This is a genomic window from Bordetella genomosp. 6 (assembly GCF_002119705.1).
In the GTDB taxonomy this organism is placed as follows: Bacteria; Pseudomonadota; Gammaproteobacteria; order Burkholderiales; family Burkholderiaceae_B; genus Bordetella; species Bordetella bronchiseptica_F.
In genome coordinates this window covers 2,799,976-2,816,439 of the sequence record NZ_CP021107.1, presented here as the reverse complement: position 1 = coordinate 2,816,439, position 16,464 = coordinate 2,799,976, and the positions used below count along the sequence as shown (strand labels likewise).

Below are 16,464 nucleotides of genomic sequence, written 5' to 3'. Positions count from 1 at the left end.
GCTGAAAATACCCTATGAACTCTGGATCGGCGCTCGCTACGCGGGCATGGCCCGGATCCGCCAGCGACGCGGCCGCCGCGATCGCTTCATCTCCTTCATCGCGGCCACGTCCATGGCCGGCATCGCCCTGGGCGTGGCGGCGCTGATCGTGGTGCTGTCGGTCATGAACGGTTTCCAGAAGGAAGTGCGCGACCGCATGCTGTCGGTGCTGCCGCATATCGAACTCTATATACCGGGCGCGGCGCCCGAACGGGTGCTGCAGCAGTGGCGCCAGTTCGCGCAGGCCGCGCGCGCCAACCCCGAGGTCAAGGGCGAGGCGCCCTTCGTGGCGGCGCAGGGCATGCTGGTGCGCGGCCAGGCGCTGCGCGGCGTGCAGGTGCGCGGCATCGATCCGGCCACCGAAGGCAATGTGTCGGATATCCCCCGGCAAATGGTCAGCGGCAAGCTGAGCGACCTGGTCGCCGGCGGGTTCGGCGCCGTGCTGGGCAGCGACCTGGCCGACGGCCTGGGCGTCAAGCCGGGCGATACTGTCCTGATGCTGGCGCCGCAGGGCTCGATCAGCCCGGCCGGCTTCGCGCCGCGCATGCGGCAGTTCACGGTGGTGGGCATCTTCTCTTCCGGCCATTACGAATACGACTCGACCCTCGTCTTCATCGACGACGAGGATGCCGCCAAGGTGTTCCGCGAAAGCGGCACCGCCGGCGTGCGGCTGCGCGTGGCCGACATGCAGCGCGCGCCCGAGGTGGCCGCCGAGCTCTCCAAGGTGCTGCCGCCCTATGTCATGGCGGCGGACTGGTCGCGCAACAACCGCACCTGGTTCGCGGCGGTGCAGACCGAAAAGCGCATGATGTTCCTGATCCTGGCCCTGATCGTGGCGGTGGCGGCGTTCAACCTGCTGTCCTCGCTGGTCATGGCGGTCAAGGACAAGCAATCCGATATCGCCATCCTGCGCACGCTGGGCGCCGGGCCCGGCGAAGTGGCGCGCATCTTCCTGGTGCAGGGGGCGCTGATCGGCGTGGTCGGCACGCTGCTGGGGGTGGCCGGCGGCATCGCCATCGCCTACAACGTCGACGTCATCGTGCCGTTCATCGAACGCCTGCTGGGCGTGCAGTTCCTGCCGCGCGAGGTGTACTTCATCAGCGCGCTGCCTTCCGACCCGCATTCGGACGACATCGTCACCATCGGACTGACTTCGCTGGTGCTGTCGCTGCTGGCCACGCTGTATCCGAGCTGGCGCGCCTCGCGCCTGCAACCCGCACAGGTGCTGCGCCATGACTGAGCCGAACAACACCGGCCCGGCCCTGCTGGCCGAGCACCTGGGCAAGGTCTATGACGAAGGCCCGGCGCGCATCGAAGTGCTCAGCGACGTGTCGCTGAGCGTGGCGCGCGGCGAGATGGTCGCCATCGTCGGCGCTTCGGGTTCGGGCAAGAGCACCTTGCTGCACATCCTGGGCCTGCTGGACGTGCCCTCCAGCGGCACGGTCAGCGTCGACGGCGTGCCTGCCGCGGGGCTGTCCGAGAAGCGCAAGAGCGCGCTGCGCAACCGCAGCCTGGGCTTCGTGTACCAGTTCCATCATCTGCTGCCGGAATTCTCGGCCCTGGACAATGTCGCCATGCCGCTGATCGTGCGGCGCGAGAATCGCGATCGCGCGCGCGCCCAGGCACGGGAAGTGCTGGAACTGGTGGGGCTGGCCGCGCGCGAGGAGCACTTCCCCGGCCAGCTGTCCGGGGGCGAGCGGCAGCGCGTGGCGCTGGCGCGCGCCCTGGTGACGCGGCCGGCCTGCGTGCTGGCCGACGAGCCCACCGGCAACCTGGACCGCCATACGGCGCACAATATGTTCGAGCTGCTCACGCGCGTGAACCGCGAGTCCGGCACGGCCTTCGTGATCGTCACCCATGATCCGGAACTGGCCGCGCGCGCCGATCGCCAGCTGCATATGGAAAACGGGCGCCTGCAGCCGGATTGACGCCGGCCTGTCGCGCGGCCCCTGGAGCCCGGCCATGCTGATCGACACGCACTGCCATCTCGATGCCGCCGAATTCGACGCCGACCGCATGGCGGTGGCGCGCGCGGCGCGCGCGGCCGGCGTGCAGGCCATCGTGATCCCGGCCGTCGAGCGCGCCAACTTCGCGACCGTGCGCCAGCTTGCCCATGCCGTGGATACCGGCGCCTACGCGCTGGGCATCCATCCCCTGTACGTGGCGCGCGCCCGCGACGCAGACCTCGACAGCCTGCGCCAGGCCATCGAATCCGCCTTGCCGGATCCGCGTTTCGTGGCCATCGGCGAGATCGGCCTGGACTTCTTCGTGGCGGAAATCGCCAGCGGCGCCCCGCGCGAGCGCCAGGAACGCTTCTATGCCGCCCAGCTCGACCTGGCCGCGGAGTACGGGCTGCCGGTGTTGCTGCACGTGCGGCGCTCGCAAGACATATTGCTCAAGTATTTGCGGCGCAGGCCCGGCGTGCCCGGCGGCATCGCGCACGCCTTCAACGGCAGCGCGCAACAGGCCCGCGCCTTTGTCGACCAGGGCTTCGCGCTGGGCCTGGGCGGGGCCATGACCTATCCCCGCGCGCTGCAGATCCGCCGCCATGCGGTCGACATCGGGCTGGACCACCTGGTGCTGGAAACCGATGCGCCGGATATCGCGCCGGCCTGGTTGTACGAACCCGAACGCCGCAACACGCCGGGCCAGCTGCCGCGCATCGCCGCCGAACTGGCCGCGTTGCGCGGCCAGGCTGTCGCCGATGTGGCGAGGGCCACGACATCGACCGCGCTGCGGGTATTGCCGCGCCTGGACGCCCTGTTGCGGGACGGGCAGGCGACACGCTGACGCCAGGCCGAGCGGCGCGCGCTCCCTGGTTTTCCCGCCTGCCGTAACCCGCCGGCCGCCGCCCTTCGCCTGGAGGGCGGACGCGCGCTTGCGCCATTGACTGCCTGCTTTCTGCCCAATCGGCACCCCCCAAATGGGTGGCGCGCCCCCCGCCTTCAGTCGTTACAGTTTGTCTGTAAGTCGAAATTTATTAACAAATTTCGGCGTATTTGAATTGATTTGTATCAATTTGCCCGGGCTCCTATTCCATTCCACAAAAAGGCCCGACAAACGAGGAGAGGTTGATGGCACAAGCAATCACGCAGGGCATGGGCCTGCGCATCACGTCGCTGGCGGCGGCCTTGCTGGGCGTCTATGGCGCGGCGGGCGCGGCGGAGAACCGCCTGGAATGCATGGGAGCCTGCCCGCCGGGCCAGCCGGTGGCGGGCGCCCATTACTCGGGCACGAACGTGAGCGCCAATCGGGAGTGGGTGGTGGACGGCCAGGGCAGCAATGTCGTCTTCACGCTGCAGGGAGGCAGCGTGACGGCCAGCGGCGGCCTGATGGGCGCCGTCAACGCCGGGTACGGCGCCCGGGTCGACCTCAACCAGGTGAGCGTGCGCACCGATGCCAGCAATGGCTGGGAGGCGCCGGGCGTGCGGGCCGAATACGGCGCGCTGGTGAATGTGCGGGGCGGCAGCATCACGACCGTGGGCGGCGGCAGCTATGGCGTGCAGTCCCTGGACTCCGGCACCATGATCGAGCTCAACGGGACGGACATCCGGACCTCCGACGAGTATTCCGACGGCCTGCGCGCCGAGTTCGGCGGCAGCATCCGCGCTGTCGGCGTGACCATCAATACCACCGGCGAGCATGCGGTGGGCGCCATGGGCGCGGATGACGGCACGATCAGGCTGCGCGATTCCCGCATCACGACCAGCGGCGTCGACGCCTATGGGCTGGGAACGGAGTCGCAAGTGCTGAGCCCCGGCGGCGTGCTGCAGGTCAGCAACACCGCCATCCAGACCAGCGGCAAGAACGCGCACGGCGTGTACCTGCAGGGCGGCAGTTCGTTGCATATGTCGGGCGGCTCCATCCGTACCAGCGGCAGCGGCGCCGCCGGCGTGCGCGTGAGCAACGGCAGCAGCGTGACGCTCAATGGCGTCGAGGTCGTCGCGAGCGGGCCTTCGCTGCTGTCCACGCTCAGCGCCACGCGCCAGCAATCCATCGTGGTCGGCGCCGGCTCCAACCTGACGCGCAACGACGGCCGGCTGCTGCTGGTGCGCCGCGCGGCTGGCGGCGAGCTGGGGCAGGTGACGCTGACGCTGCAAAGCGGCGCGTACGCCGCCGGCAACATCGAGAACCTCGCGGCCGACGGCTCGCGGGAATCCTCGGCGCTGACCATCGTCGACGTCCAGAGCGGCGCCCAGTGGGCGGGCCTGGTGATCGATGACACGACCTCCATCGTGGACGGCAGCCGGCCGGGGCAGCACAGCGGCTTCAGCACCGCCGGCGACATGGTCCTGGAAGGCGGCGGCGCGCCCGTGACCTTCACGGGCGTGTCGAACATAGGCGGCAGCTCGTCGCTGGGGGCCGGCAGCCAGACCGTGTTCGGCGGCGCGACCACGATCGGGCAGCACCTGGCGGTGCTGCCCGGCGGTTCGGCCGTGTTCAACGGACCGCTGACGATCGGCGAGAGCGTGACGGGGGGGCAGGGCACCGCGCTCAGCTTCAACGCGCCCGCCATCATAGGCGCGAATGTGCAGGGCGCGGGCGGCGCAGCGTTCACCTTCAGCGGCCCGGCGCAGGTCGGCGGCAGCGTGCGGGGGCTGGACGGGGCGTCGTTTCGCTTCAGCTCCGCCGCGCCGACCGCCATCGCCGGCGACGTAAGCCTCAGCGGCGGCTCGCGCATCGGCGGCGGTTCGCCGACCACGCCCATCGTGGTGAGCGGCGGCGCCGACGCCGCGTCCGGCGCGATCCTGGGCGGCAACCTCGATATCGGCGGCGCGCTGCGGATGACAGGCGCCAGCCTGGCGCCCGGCAACTCCATCGGCACGGTGACGGTCGGCAGCGTGGGAGCCATCAGCGGCTCGACCTACCTGGCGGAAATCAACGCCAAGGGACAGTCCGACCTGCTGGTGGTGCGCACCGGGAATGTCGACCTGGCGGGCGTGTCGCTGGTGGTGGGCCAGGAGAACGGCACCGGCGGCTATGTGCTGAACCACGACTACACCATCATCAAGACCGAAGCCGGCAACATCGTGGGCGAGTTCGCCGCGACGAGCCTGGACGAGAGCTTGTCCGGCACCCTGGTCAAGCTGGACCCGGTCAAGTATGGCGCCCAGGCCACGCAGGTCAGCCTGTCGCCGGACGCCGGCAAGTTGGCGGCGGCGCGCGCCGGCCTGAGCCGCAACCAGAGCGCGGTGCTCGACGGCGCGCTGTCGGTGGCCGGGCGCAATGCCTCGGCCGACGCCGTGATGCTGATGAGCGACGCGACCCAGCGGGCCGACGCGCTGGACCAGCTTTCCGGCGAAGTCCATGGCAGCACGGTGTCGGCGCTTTACGGCAACACGCAACTGCTCAACCGCACCGTGGCCAGGCGCATGAGCGGCAACCTGGGCGCCGGCCTGCTGGCCGGCGCGCCCACGGCGCAGGCGGCGGGCCCGGCCGCCGCGTCGGCCATGCCGGGCACGGCGGCGTATCCGCTGTGGGCCGATGTGGTGGGCAACTGGAGCAGTTTCGACGCCAGGGACAACGCGGCCAAGGCCAAGAGTAATACCGCCGGCCTGTTCATCGGCGGCGACGCCGCGGTGGGCGCGGGCTGGCGTGTGGGCGGGGCCCTGGGCTTTACCGATGGCCGCATCAAGGCCGATGCGGTGGACTCGCGCTCGGACGTGACCAGCTATACGGCGGCCCTCTACGGCGGCAACAGCTGGGCGGCGGGCAAGGGCAGGCTGAACTTCCTGGCCGGCGTCGGCTACACGCACCATGACATCGACAGCCGGCGCAGCGTGGATGTGGGCGGCGCGCAGACCCTGAAGGCCGACTACAAGGCCAACACCACGCAATTGTTCGCCGAACTCGGCTACCAGGTGCCGGTCGGCGCCGGCAGCTCGGTCGAGCCGTATGCCGGCCTGGCCTGGTTCAACAACCATAGCGACAGCTTCGACGAGGATGGCGGGCCGGCCGCGCTGCATGGCAGCGGCCAGAGCGACCAGATCACCACGTTCACGCTGGGGCTGCGCGGCAACACGGCGCTGCAGCTGGGCGCGACCGAGGCGCGCCTGAGCGCCGGGCTGGGCTGGCGCCATGCCAATGGCGATGTGGACGCAACCCGCAAGCTGGCGTTCATCCAGGGCGGCGGCGCGGCGTTCACGGTGGCGGGTTCGCCGGTGGCCAAGGATGCGGCCGTGCTCGATCTTGCGGCCGAGGTGGACGTGGGCCGCAACGCCGCGCTCGGGCTGGCCTACGGGGGGCAGTTCGGCAATGGCAACAAGGAGAATACCGGCTCGCTGTATCTGAAAGTCCGGTTCTGAACGCAGCGCGCGGGCGCGCGGCCGCCGGGCCGCGTCCGCGCACCGCGTCGGGGGACGGTCGAGTCCGCCCCCCGTTGCTGGCCGCCAGTCGAGCATCGACTGGCGTTTTTTTTTTGGTTGTTCGGGGAATGTGTTCCCGGCGTCGCGCGCCGGCACCCCGCGATAGGCGGATGAAGTCTCGTTGTGCGGCATCCGGATCGGGGTGTGCCCACGGCACCGCTGCCCCTCCACCGCGTGCGCCCAGCGCACCATCCCGGCCTGCCCGGCGCGCCCGATTCATGGGGGCCGGCCACGGTCGCGCCAGTCTTTGCCCGGGTTGTAGGCGAGGTCGTTGCGATTGAGAAATTTCCTACAGCCATATGGGTATTTGGCGACTTATTTAGTTCGCGGTAATCGATAAAGTTCCCTCCTGTGGCGGGCGTGATGTAGGCGAAATCCTCAGTCAATCAGCGACAGCGCCTTTTCAGTCAACTCCTTTACCTAAATCGATAGTCAGCCGATTCCTGGCAGGCAGGGCGTCGCTTTGCCCGCGATTTGCGGGCGGCGCGCCGAACACTCAAGGAACTTCCATGAACAAGAACATCTACCGTGTTGTCTGGTCGTTGGTCCGCGGGGCCTGGGTGGTCGCCGGCGAATGGGCGCGTGCTGGCGGCAAGTCGAGCAGCCCGCGTCGCCAGAACCGCCAGCGTGCGCGCCGGGGTGTGGCGGCGATGGCGGGCGGCAGCATCCTGGCCCAGGCCCTGCTGCCCTTGTCGGCGCTGGCCCAGGGCGCGCCGACGCTGCGCCCGGCCCGGGTGGCGCAGGAGGAGCAGGAGGCGCAGCACGATGCGGCGTGGAGCCGCAAGCTGGCCGCCCAGGCCGAGTCGCTGGCCCGGCGCCAGGCCGAGCGCCAACCCGGCGCCCGGGTCGATGGCGATTACCTCAAGCGTGAAGCGCAGGCCCAGGTCAATGATGTCTTGCGCGATGGCGTGAACCTGGCCCGGGAATCGGGTCTGCCCTTTCTGCGCAATCTGCAAGGCGGACTGAGCCACGATTTCGAGTCGGGCCGCACGTCGCTGCAGTTGAACACGATAGATGAGGTCTACCGCGCCGGGCGCAACACGGGCTTGCTGCAGCTGGGCGCGCATAACCAGAACGATCGTCCGACGGCCAATGCGGGCGCGGTGTATCGGCGCGAGGTCAACGATGCGTTGATGGTCGGCGTCAACGGCTTCCTGGATTACGAGTTCGGCAAGCAGCATCTGCGCGGCTCCGTGGGGCTGGAGGTGATCGCGCCGGAGTACAGCCTGTACGGCAATGTGTATGCGCCGCTGTCCGACTGGAAGGGCGCCAAGCGCAATAATCGCCGTGAGGAAAAGCCCGCTTCGGGCATGGATGTGGGGGTCAGCTACCGTCCGGCGTTCGCGCCCGGGCTGAGCCTGAACGCGGCGCATTTCCGCTGGAATGGCGCCGAGGTGGACTACTTCGACAACGGCCGCACCCAGGCCGGCGCCAAGGGCTTCAAGGTCGGCGTGGAGTATCGCCCGGTGTCGCTGGTCGGCGTGGGACTGGAGCAGACCAAGGTGATCGGCGGCGGACGCGAAACCCGCGTGCAGCTGGGCCTGAACATCAATCTCTCGGAACCGCTGTCCAAGCAATTGCGGCGTGACTCCTCGGGCGCGCCGGCCTTCTCGCTGGACGACCGGCGGCACGCCCTGGTCGAGCGCGAGAACCGCATCGTCCTCAACACGCGGCGCAAGGAGATCATTCTGCCGCTGGTCGTGAGCGGGGTCTCGACCCGGCAGGCCGATGGCCGGGTGACGGTGACCGGCGCGACCCAGCCGTTCGCGACGGTGACGGTGCGCATGCCCGACGGCGCGACGGGCACCGCCGCGGCGGATGCCAGCGGTCGTTTTGTCTACACCTCCGCCGGCGATCAGCCGTCGGGCGTCCTCGTGCTGCGCGCCCGTAACGAAGAAGGCGACAGCAGCCGCGAAGTGACTTATCGGTACGTCGACGAGGCGGTGCTGGGCGATCTGCAGGTCGTGGTGATGGCGCTGGTGCCGCTGCCGGCCGATCGCGCGCTGGAAGTCCAGGGCAAGACCGAACCGAAAGTCGACGTCAAGGTGTCGTTTCCCAATGGCGAATCGGTGGTCGCCAAGGCGGACGCGAAGGGCCTGTTCACGGTGCGTTCGGCGCGCAAGGTGGCGCAGGGGAAAGTGCTGGTGCAGGCGACTCATCCGCAGACGCGCAAGCAAGCGCGCATCTCCGCGGATTACGTACCGCCCGCGACGCTCGCGCCGACGATCGATGCCGTGGCGGCGCAAGCCGATACCGGCCGCGTGACCGTGACGGGCCAGGCGGAGCCGGGTGCGCAGGTGGACGTCCGCTTTCCGGACGGCACCGCCAAGACGGTCAATGCAGGTGGCGACGGCGCGTATACGGCGACTTCGGACGGCGACATGGTGTCGGGCGACATCCGCGTGCAGGCCAGCGACAAGGCGGGCGGCAAGAGCCCCGAGACCGTCCGCGCCTATGTGGACACCGTGGACAAGACCGCGCCGATCGTTCCCACCATCGCCGATGTGGCCACCGATGCCAAGAGCGGCCATATCACGGTGACGGGCGTGGCCGAGCCTGGCGCCGAGGTGCTGGTCAGCTTCCCGGACGGCACGCGCAAGACCGTCGTCGCTGGCGACGACGGCGCCTACGCGGTCACTTCGGATGGCGACATGGTGTCGGGCGACATCCGCGTGCAGGCCACCGACAAGGCGGGCGGCAAGAGCCCGGAGGCGACGCGCCACTATGACGACGCCGTGGACATTACACCGCCGGCCGCCCCCACTATTGCCAATGTGGCGACCGATGCCGCCAATGGCCGCGTCACCGTGAAGGGCGTGGCCGAGCCTGGCGCCACTGTGACGGTCAACTTCCCGGACGGCACGCGCAAGACGGTTGTCGCTGGCGGGGACGGCGCCTATACCGCGACGTCGGATCGCGACATGGTGGCGGGCGACATCCGCGCGCAGGTCACCGACAAGGCGGGCAACCAGAGTCCCGAGGCGACGCGCCACTACGATGACGCCGCGGATACCACCCCGCCGGCCGCTCCCACCATTGCGAATGTGGCCGCCGATGCCGCCAGCGGTCGCGTCACGGTGACGGGGGTGGCCGAGCCTGGCGCCACTGTGACGGTGAACTTCCCGGACGGCACGCGCAAGACGGCCGTCGCTGGCGGCGATGGCGCCTATACCGCGACGTCGGATCGCGACATGGTGGCGGGCGACATCCGCGTGCAGGCCACCGACCAGGCGGGCAACCCGAGCCCCGAAACCACCCGCGCCTATGCGGATGCCGTGGACAAGACCGCGCCGGCCGTACCGACGATCGCCAATGTGACCACCGATGCCGCCAGCGGTCGCATCACGGTGACGGGCATGGCCGAGCCGGGCGCCAATGTGGACGTGAATTTCCCGGACGGCACGCGCAAGACGGTCGTCGCTGGCGGCGATGGCGGCTATACGGCGACGTCGGATCGCGACATGGTGGCGGGCGACATCCGCGTGCGGGCCACGGACAAGGCGGGCAACCCGAGCCCCGAAACCACCCGCGCCTATGCGGATACCGTGGACAAGACCGCGCCGGCCGTACCGACGATCACCAATGTGACCACCGATGCCGCCAGCGGTCGCATCACGGTCACGGGCATGGCCGAGCCTGGCGCCAATGTGACGGTGAACTTCCCGGACGGCACGCACAAGACGGTCGTCGCGGGCGGCGCCGGCGCCTATACGGCGACCTCGGAGCGCGACATGGTGTCGGGCGACATCCGCGTGCAGGCCACGGACAAGGCGGGCAACCCGAGCCCCGAAGCCACCCGCGCCTATGCGGATACCGTGGACAAGACCTCGTCGTCCGCGCCGACGATCTCGCGCGTGACGACCGACCGCTCCTCGGGCGTGGTGACGGTGGCGGGCACGGCGGATCCGGACAACGATGTGACGGTCCAGTTCCCGGATGGCGGGCGCAAGACCGTCAAGGCCGGCAAGGACGGCAGCTATTCGGTGACGTCCGACAACGACATTTTCTCGGGCATCATTCAGGTGTCGGCCAGGAACCCCGCCGGAAATGCCAGCCCGGAGGTGCGGCAAGACTACCGTGACGAATTCGTGCCGGCCAATGCGATCACGAACATAGAGACCAATTCGAGGAACGGTATCGTTACCGTCTCGGGCAAGACCTCGCCCGACACCAACGTCGTGGTGCGTTTCCCCGGCGGCGACGAGGCGCGGACGCGGGCGAAGGGAGATGGCACTTTCAGTGTCTCCTCGCCCATGGACGTCCCGCGGGGTGTCGTGTCGCTGAGCACGGAAGTCAATGGTGTCCAGACCGTCGTCGCGACGCGCACCTATGAGGACAAGTTTACGAGGGGAGGGGAGGATTACAACGCGTTCCTGCCGTACACGCCGCGGTTCGCCGGCGTCTCGACCTCGGACACTTCGGCGGTTCTCGTCTCCGTGCCTCAGTACTTCTACTCGGGCGGCGCGCCCGTGGCCAAGATCGTGCCGCCGCGCGCAGGCGGCAGTGAACTTGCCAAGCGGGCGGCCGCGGCCATGCGTGTCCAGGTGACGCCGGGCCGTGATCCGTCGCAGTACGACGTCAGGGTGAGTTGGCCCGCGGGAACCTTCACCCCGGCGGACGCGGGGAAGCGGGCCGACCTCACGGTGAAGGTCTTCGACAAAGGCACCGGCAAATACATGCTGCTCCTGGCGGAGATCAAATTTCCTTACTAAGCGCCGCAAGACCGCGGGGGCGCCGATAACGGGCGCCTCCCGAAGTCCGGCGAGCAGGCGGGTAGCGCCACGGCGCCATATCCGCCCGGCCGGTCCGGGGCCCTGTGGCGATTACCGATGGATCGCCGCATTCACAACGCATCCGCGGCGGCCCGGCGCGCGCCTATCGTGTCGCTTTGACGGCGACGGGTGCGGCGATGGGGCGGGTGATGGGGTGGGCCTTCGTGGCCGGCACGGCCATGGCGCAGGGCCTGGCGGCGCTGGACGGCGTCGTGGAGATCGCCTGCCTGGCGGCGCTGGGCGCACTGGCGGCATGGCGGGCCGCGCGGCGGCCGGGCCGGCCATGGCGTGTCTGCCGCAAGCTGGCCTTGCCCGCGCTGGCCGCCAGCCTGGGCGTGGCGTCGGCCGCCGGGCAGGCGCAGTGGCGGCTGGCCGATGCCGTCGACCCGGCACGCCACAACCGTGTGGCGCGCGTGGATGCGCGGGTGGCGCAGCTGGCGCAGGGCGACGCCGGGTCGCGGCGCTTCGTGGCGCGGCTGCCGGACGATAGGCCGGCAGGGCTGCCCGCGCGCCTGCTGGTCACGTGGCGGGCCCTGCCGGGCCAGGCGTTGCCCGAAGTGGTGCCCGGGCAGCGCTGGCGCATGGCGCTGCGCGTGCGTCGCCCGCACGCCAGCCAGAACCCGCATGCCGCCGATACCGAGGCGCACCTGCTGGCGCGCGGCGTGCGCGGGCTGGCCAGCGTGCGCGGCCGCCCGCTGTTGCTCGACGACGACCCCTGGGCCGATGCCGGCATCGCGATCGAGCGCGCGCGCCATCGCGTGCGCGCCGGCATGCGCCAGGCGCTGGCGGGGCTGCGCTACGCGCCAGTGCTGGTGGCGCTGGCCATCGGCGACCAGGCCGGCGTGGCGCGGGCGGACTGGCAAGTGTTCCAGCGCAGCGGCATCATGCACCTGGTATCGATCAGCGGCATGCACGTCACCGCGGTCGCGGCGCTGGGCGGCTGGGTGGCGGGCTGGCTGTGGCGGCGCGCGCGCTGGCGCGGCGTGCCGCTGGCCGAGCGCGCGCCGGCGCAGCGGGTGGCCGTGCTCGCCGCGCTCGGCCCCGCGCTGGCGTATTGCCTGCTGGCGGGCTGGAGCGTGCCGACGCGACGGGCTTTTTTCATGCTGGCCGCGGTGGCCGCGGCGGTCGCCTTGCGCTGGCCGGCCACGCCCTCGCGCCTGCTGACGCTGGCCGCCGTCGCGGTGGCCGCGCTCGATCCGTGGGCGCCGCTGGCGCCGGGCTTCTGGCTGTCGTTCGGCGCCGTGGCGGTGCTGGCCGGGATAGGGGCGGGCGCGCGGCCGCGCGGCATGCGGGCCCGCCTGCGCGCCGCGCTGCTGGGCTTCGGGCGCACGCAGATGGCGGTGACGCTGGCGTTGACGCCATTGCTGGCCTTCCTGGTGCGTCAGGTGTCGCTGGGTTCGCCGCTGGCCAATGCCTTGGCGATTCCGGTGGTGAGCCTGGCGGTCACGCCGCTGGCCTTGCTGTGCGGCGCGCTGGCGGCGCTGCCCGGCGGGCAGGCGCCGGCCTGGCTGGCCGGCGCCGCGGGCCATGGGCTGTTCGCGTTGCTGATGGCGCCGGTGGGCTGGATAGGGCGCGCCGAGTGGTCGGGCCTGGACGTGGCGGCGGCGCCCTGGCCCTGGCTGGCCCTGGCGCTGGCCGGGGCGGCATGGGCCCTGCAGGCGCCGGGCTGGCCGGCGCGCCATTGCGGCTGGCTGTGCATGCTGCCGCTGCTGGCGTGGCGCCCCGAGCGGCCGCCGCCCGGCTATTGGACGCTGACCGCGCTGGACGTGGGCCAGGGCGGCGCCGTGGTGCTGGAAACCGCGCGCCATGTGCTGCTGTTCGACACCGGGCCGCGGCATGGCGACGCCTCGGACGCCGGCGAGCGCGTGATCGTCCCGTTCCTGCGGGCGCGCGGCTACCGCCACATCGATACCCTGGTGGTGTCGCATGCCGACCTGGACCATACCGGCGGGCTGCGCAGCGTGCTGGCGGCCTTGCCGGTGAGGCAGGCCTACGCGTCCTTCGATCTGGCGGCATGGCTGGCGCGCCAGGCGCGGGTGCGGCCCGACGGCTGGCGCGCCGCGCCGCGCGCGCCGCCGGCGGCGCGCGGGTGCGACGCGGGCGTGCAATGGCGCGTCGACGGCGTCAGCCTGCGCTTCGTGTATCCGCCGCCGCTTGCCGCGCCCTTGCCCTGGCGCAGCAGCAATGCGCGCAGTTGCGTGCTGCTGGTCGAGGGCTTCGGCCACCGCGCGCTGTTGACCGGCGACGTGGGGCTGGTCCAGGAGGCTACGTTCGCGGCGGCGTTGCCGCCGGTGGATCTGGTGATGGCGCCGCACCACGGCTCGGCCATGTCGTCGGGGTCCTTGCTGACGGCCGCCACACGGCCCGCGCACGCTATCGCGCAAGCGGGTTACCTGAACCGCTTCGGGCATCCGGCCGCGCCCGCGATCAACCGCTGGCGGCGGGCCGGCGCCACCGCGTGGCGGACCGATCTGGACGGCGCGGTACAGGCCGAATCGACGCCGCGCGGCTTGTTCGTCAGCGGGCAGCGCCAGGTCGCACGGCGCTACTGGCACGACAGCCGCGCCGGCCCCGATGCGCCGCTGCGATAATGTGGCATCGCCGGCCGTCCTGGCCGAGGCGCGGAGGCATCATGCAGGAACCCCGTCTGGATTTCGTTACGTGCGCCAGCCCCGCTGGCTTTCATCGCATGGCCTATTGGGAGTGGGGCGACCCGCTCAATGATCGCGTGCTGGTTTGCGTGCATGGACTGACCCGCACCGGTCGCGACTTCGATCATCTGGCGCGGCGGCTGGCCGGCCAGTGGCGGGTGGTGTGCCCGGACGTGGCCGGGCGCGGCAAGTCGGACTGGCTGCCCAACCCGGCGCTATACGCGGTGCCGCAGTATGTGTCCGATATGGCGACGCTGATCGCGCGGGTGCGGCCCGCGACGCTGGCCTGGGTGGGCACCTCGATGGGCGGCCTGATCGGCCTGGGCCTGGCCGGCGCGGCCACCATGATGCGCCTGGCGCGCGCCATGCGTCCGCGTCCGGACGGCCTGCCGCCGCAGGCCGATGACCTGCGCCTGCACAAGCTGGTGCTCAACGACGTCGGACCGCGCCTGAATGTCGAGGCCTTGCAGCGCATTGCCGGCAACGTGGCCGCGCAGGACAGTTATCCGAGCTTCGAGGCGGCCGTGGCGGCGATGCGGCAGATCAGCACCACGTTCGGGCCGCATACCGACGCGCAATGGGACGAGCTGGCGCGCCATATCTATGTGCGGCAGGGCGGCGGCTGGGTCAGGCACTTCGACCCCGCGCTGGCCGTGCCGCTGGGCGCCCAGGTGGCGCAGGCCTTCGAGGCGGGCGAGCGCATTCTCTGGCAAGCGTACGACAGCCTGGATTGCCCGGTGCTGATCGTGCGCGGCCAGGATTCGGACCTGCTGTCGGCGGCGACGGCGGCCGAAATGCAGGCGCGCAATCCGCGCGCGAGCCTGCACGAGGTGCCTGGCGTGGGGCACGCGCCCACGCTGATGACGCCCGGGCAGATCGAACCGATTGCCCGGTTCCTGCAGGACTAGCGTCCCGGGGGACGGAGCGCGGCGAGACCGCGCTACCCGAGGCCTTGCAGGACCTCTACAATAGGTCGTATGAACATTGCCGCGCCCAACGTCGATCTGCATTGCCACTCCACCGTGTCCGACGGCAGCATGCCGCCGGCCGCGGTGGCGCGGCGCGCGCACGCCAATGGCGTGGACGTCTGGGCCCTGACCGACCACGACGAGATCGGCGGCGTGGCCGAGGCCGCGCAGGCGGCCGCCGGACTGGGCATGCGTTTCGTCGCCGGCGTCGAGATTTCGGTGACCTGGGCGGGCCTGACGGTGCACATCGTGGGCTTGCGGGTGGACCCGGCCAACGAGGCGCTGGTGCAAGGCTTGCGCGATACGCGGGCCGGCCGCGCCGCGCGCGCGGTGCAGATCGGCGAGCGGCTGGCGGGGATGGGCATGCCGGGCGCCTACGAGGGCGCGCTGCCGTTCGCGGGCAACCCCGAACTGATCAGCCGCACGCACTTCGCGCGCTTCCTGGTCGAGGCCGGCTATTGCCCCGATGTGCAGACGGTGTTCAACAAATACCTGGGCGACGATTGCCCGGGCCATGTGCCGATGCAATGGGCCAGCCTGGCCGATGCCGTGGGCTGGATCCGCGGCGCGGGCGGTTGCGCCGTCATCGCGCATCCGGGGCGCTACAAGTACAGCCCCATGCAGTTCGACGCGTTGTACGACGAGTTCCTGCAACTGGGCGGCACGGGTATCGAGGTCGTGACCGGCAGCCATACCTCCGAGGAGGCGCGCCGGTATGCCGAGGTGGCGCGCCGCCACGGTTTCCTGGCCTCGCGCGGCTCGGACTTCCACAGCCCTACCGAAAGCAGGGTGGACCTGGGGCGGCTGCCGCCGCTGCCGCCCGATCTCAAGCCGGTCTGGCACGACTGGTTCTGAACCGCGTCTTTCGCGCCGGGCCGTTGGCGCCCCGGCTGCCCTTGAATCCCTATGCAGCAGGCAAGGCATGAACAAAGCATTTGTCAAAGAATCCGACCGCGACGACGAGGACGACCTGCCCGAGGCGCAGGCGCTGCCGGCGGGCACGCGCAACTACATGACGCCGCAAGGCTACGAGCGCCTGCGCGATGAGCTGTCGCACCTGATGAACGTCGAGCGTCCTTCCGTGGTGCAGGTCGTGTCGTGGGCGGCGTCCAACGGCGACCGGTCCGAGAATGGCGACTACCTGTATGGCAAGAAGCGCCTGCGCGAAATCGACCGGCGCATGCGCTTCCTGACCAAGCGCCTGGATATCGCCGAAGTGGTGGATCCCGCCGCGCAACCCAACCGCGACCAGGTCTTCTTCGGCGCCACCGTGCTCTACATGGACCGCGCCGGCGAAGAGCGCACCGTAACCATCGTGGGCGTGGACGAGGCCGAGCCGCTGGCCGGCAGGATCAGCTGGATCTCGCCCGTGGCGCGCGCGCTGACCAAGGCGCACGAAGGCGACACCGTGACCCTGCGTACGCCGGGCGGCGTCGAGGAGCTGGAGATCCTGGAAGTGCGCTACCCGGACGCATAGCGGGCGGAGGGTGAGTTCCCGTGGAGCCAGATGCCGTCTTGGCAGGCCAGCGTTCGTGGCGTATGACGGGGTGGCTGTCCCCGTGGGGACAGCCACCGGGGGAAAAGAAGACGGACGCCAGCTTTTGGCCGGCGTCCGTCGGGTTGGAGGGTTGTGCGCCCCTGCCTTGCGTGGCGGCTCGCGCCGCCGTTC

The 16,464-nt window shown here is 70.5% G+C and carries 9 protein-coding genes; all 9 read left to right on the top strand.

Annotated features, from left to right (window positions below):
- The first annotated feature begins 46 nt into the window (after window positions 1–46).
- The 9 genes from CAL11_RS13150 to greB all read left to right on the top strand — a co-directional run bounded on the left by CAL11_RS13150 (window position 47) and on the right by greB (window position 16,272).
- A complete protein-coding gene (locus CAL11_RS13150) occupies window positions 47–1,279 on the top strand; it encodes a lipoprotein-releasing ABC transporter permease subunit (protein WP_244172955.1) in 1,233 nt (410 codons plus the stop codon).
- The gene (locus CAL11_RS13145; RefSeq protein ID WP_033466033.1) at window positions 1,272–1,967 is read left to right on the top strand and encodes an ABC transporter ATP-binding protein; all 696 of its coding nucleotides are present in this window, start codon (window positions 1,272–1,274) and stop codon (window positions 1,965–1,967) included. The genes CAL11_RS13150 and CAL11_RS13145 overlap by 8 nt, the downstream gene beginning before the upstream one ends.
- A gap of 34 nt (window positions 1,968–2,001) precedes the next feature.
- Window positions 2,002–2,829 (top strand): TatD family hydrolase, encoded by an 828-nt coding sequence (locus CAL11_RS13140; protein ID WP_086094584.1) that lies wholly within the window; start codon window positions 2,002–2,004, stop codon window positions 2,827–2,829.
- A gap of 284 nt (window positions 2,830–3,113) precedes the next feature.
- Window positions 3,114–6,344 (top strand): autotransporter outer membrane beta-barrel domain-containing protein, encoded by a 3,231-nt coding sequence (locus CAL11_RS13135; protein ID WP_086093215.1) that lies wholly within the window; start codon window positions 3,114–3,116, stop codon window positions 6,342–6,344.
- Between the two features lie 569 nt (window positions 6,345–6,913).
- The gene (locus tag CAL11_RS13130) at window positions 6,914–11,116 is read left to right on the top strand and encodes an inverse autotransporter beta domain-containing protein (RefSeq protein ID WP_086093214.1); all 4,203 of its coding nucleotides are present in this window, start codon (window positions 6,914–6,916) and stop codon (window positions 11,114–11,116) included.
- A 176-nt stretch (window positions 11,117–11,292) separates the two neighbouring features.
- A complete protein-coding gene (locus CAL11_RS13125; protein ID WP_086093213.1) occupies window positions 11,293–13,767 on the top strand; it encodes a DNA internalization-related competence protein ComEC/Rec2 in 2,475 nt (824 codons plus the stop codon).
- On the top strand, window positions 13,767–14,735 hold the full coding sequence (locus CAL11_RS13120; RefSeq protein ID WP_086093212.1) for an alpha/beta fold hydrolase: 969 nt from the start codon (window positions 13,767–13,769) through the stop codon (window positions 14,733–14,735). Before CAL11_RS13125 ends, CAL11_RS13120 begins: the two co-directional genes overlap by 1 nt.
- A gap of 69 nt (window positions 14,736–14,804) precedes the next feature.
- Window positions 14,805–15,650 carry a 3',5'-nucleoside bisphosphate phosphatase gene (locus CAL11_RS13115; RefSeq protein ID WP_033462252.1) on the top strand — a complete coding sequence of 282 codons (846 nt, stop codon included), beginning with the start codon at window positions 14,805–14,807 and terminating at the stop codon, window positions 15,648–15,650.
- Window positions 15,651–15,717: 67 nt separating this feature from the next.
- On the top strand, window positions 15,718–16,272 hold the full coding sequence (gene greB / locus CAL11_RS13110) for a transcription elongation factor GreB (RefSeq protein ID WP_033462253.1): 555 nt from the start codon (window positions 15,718–15,720) through the stop codon (window positions 16,270–16,272).
- The last annotated feature ends 192 nt before the right edge of the window (window positions 16,273–16,464 follow it).

Coding starts and splice junctions, on each gene's coding strand:
- CAL11_RS13150 (WP_244172955.1), top strand. CDS start 47: ATGGCCCGGATCCGCCAGCGACGCGGCCGCCGCGATCGCTTCATCTCC.
- CAL11_RS13145 (WP_033466033.1), top strand. CDS start 1,272: ATGACTGAGCCGAACAACACCGGCCCGGCCCTGCTGGCCGAGCACCTG.
- CAL11_RS13140 (WP_086094584.1), top strand. CDS start 2,002: ATGCTGATCGACACGCACTGCCATCTCGATGCCGCCGAATTCGACGCC.
- CAL11_RS13135 (WP_086093215.1), top strand. CDS start 3,114: ATGGCACAAGCAATCACGCAGGGCATGGGCCTGCGCATCACGTCGCTG.
- CAL11_RS13130 (WP_086093214.1), top strand. CDS start 6,914: ATGAACAAGAACATCTACCGTGTTGTCTGGTCGTTGGTCCGCGGGGCC.
- CAL11_RS13120 (WP_086093212.1), top strand. CDS start 13,767: ATGTGGCATCGCCGGCCGTCCTGGCCGAGGCGCGGAGGCATCATGCAG.
- CAL11_RS13115 (WP_033462252.1), top strand. CDS start 14,805: ATGAACATTGCCGCGCCCAACGTCGATCTGCATTGCCACTCCACCGTG.
- greB (WP_033462253.1), top strand. CDS start 15,718: ATGAACAAAGCATTTGTCAAAGAATCCGACCGCGACGACGAGGACGAC.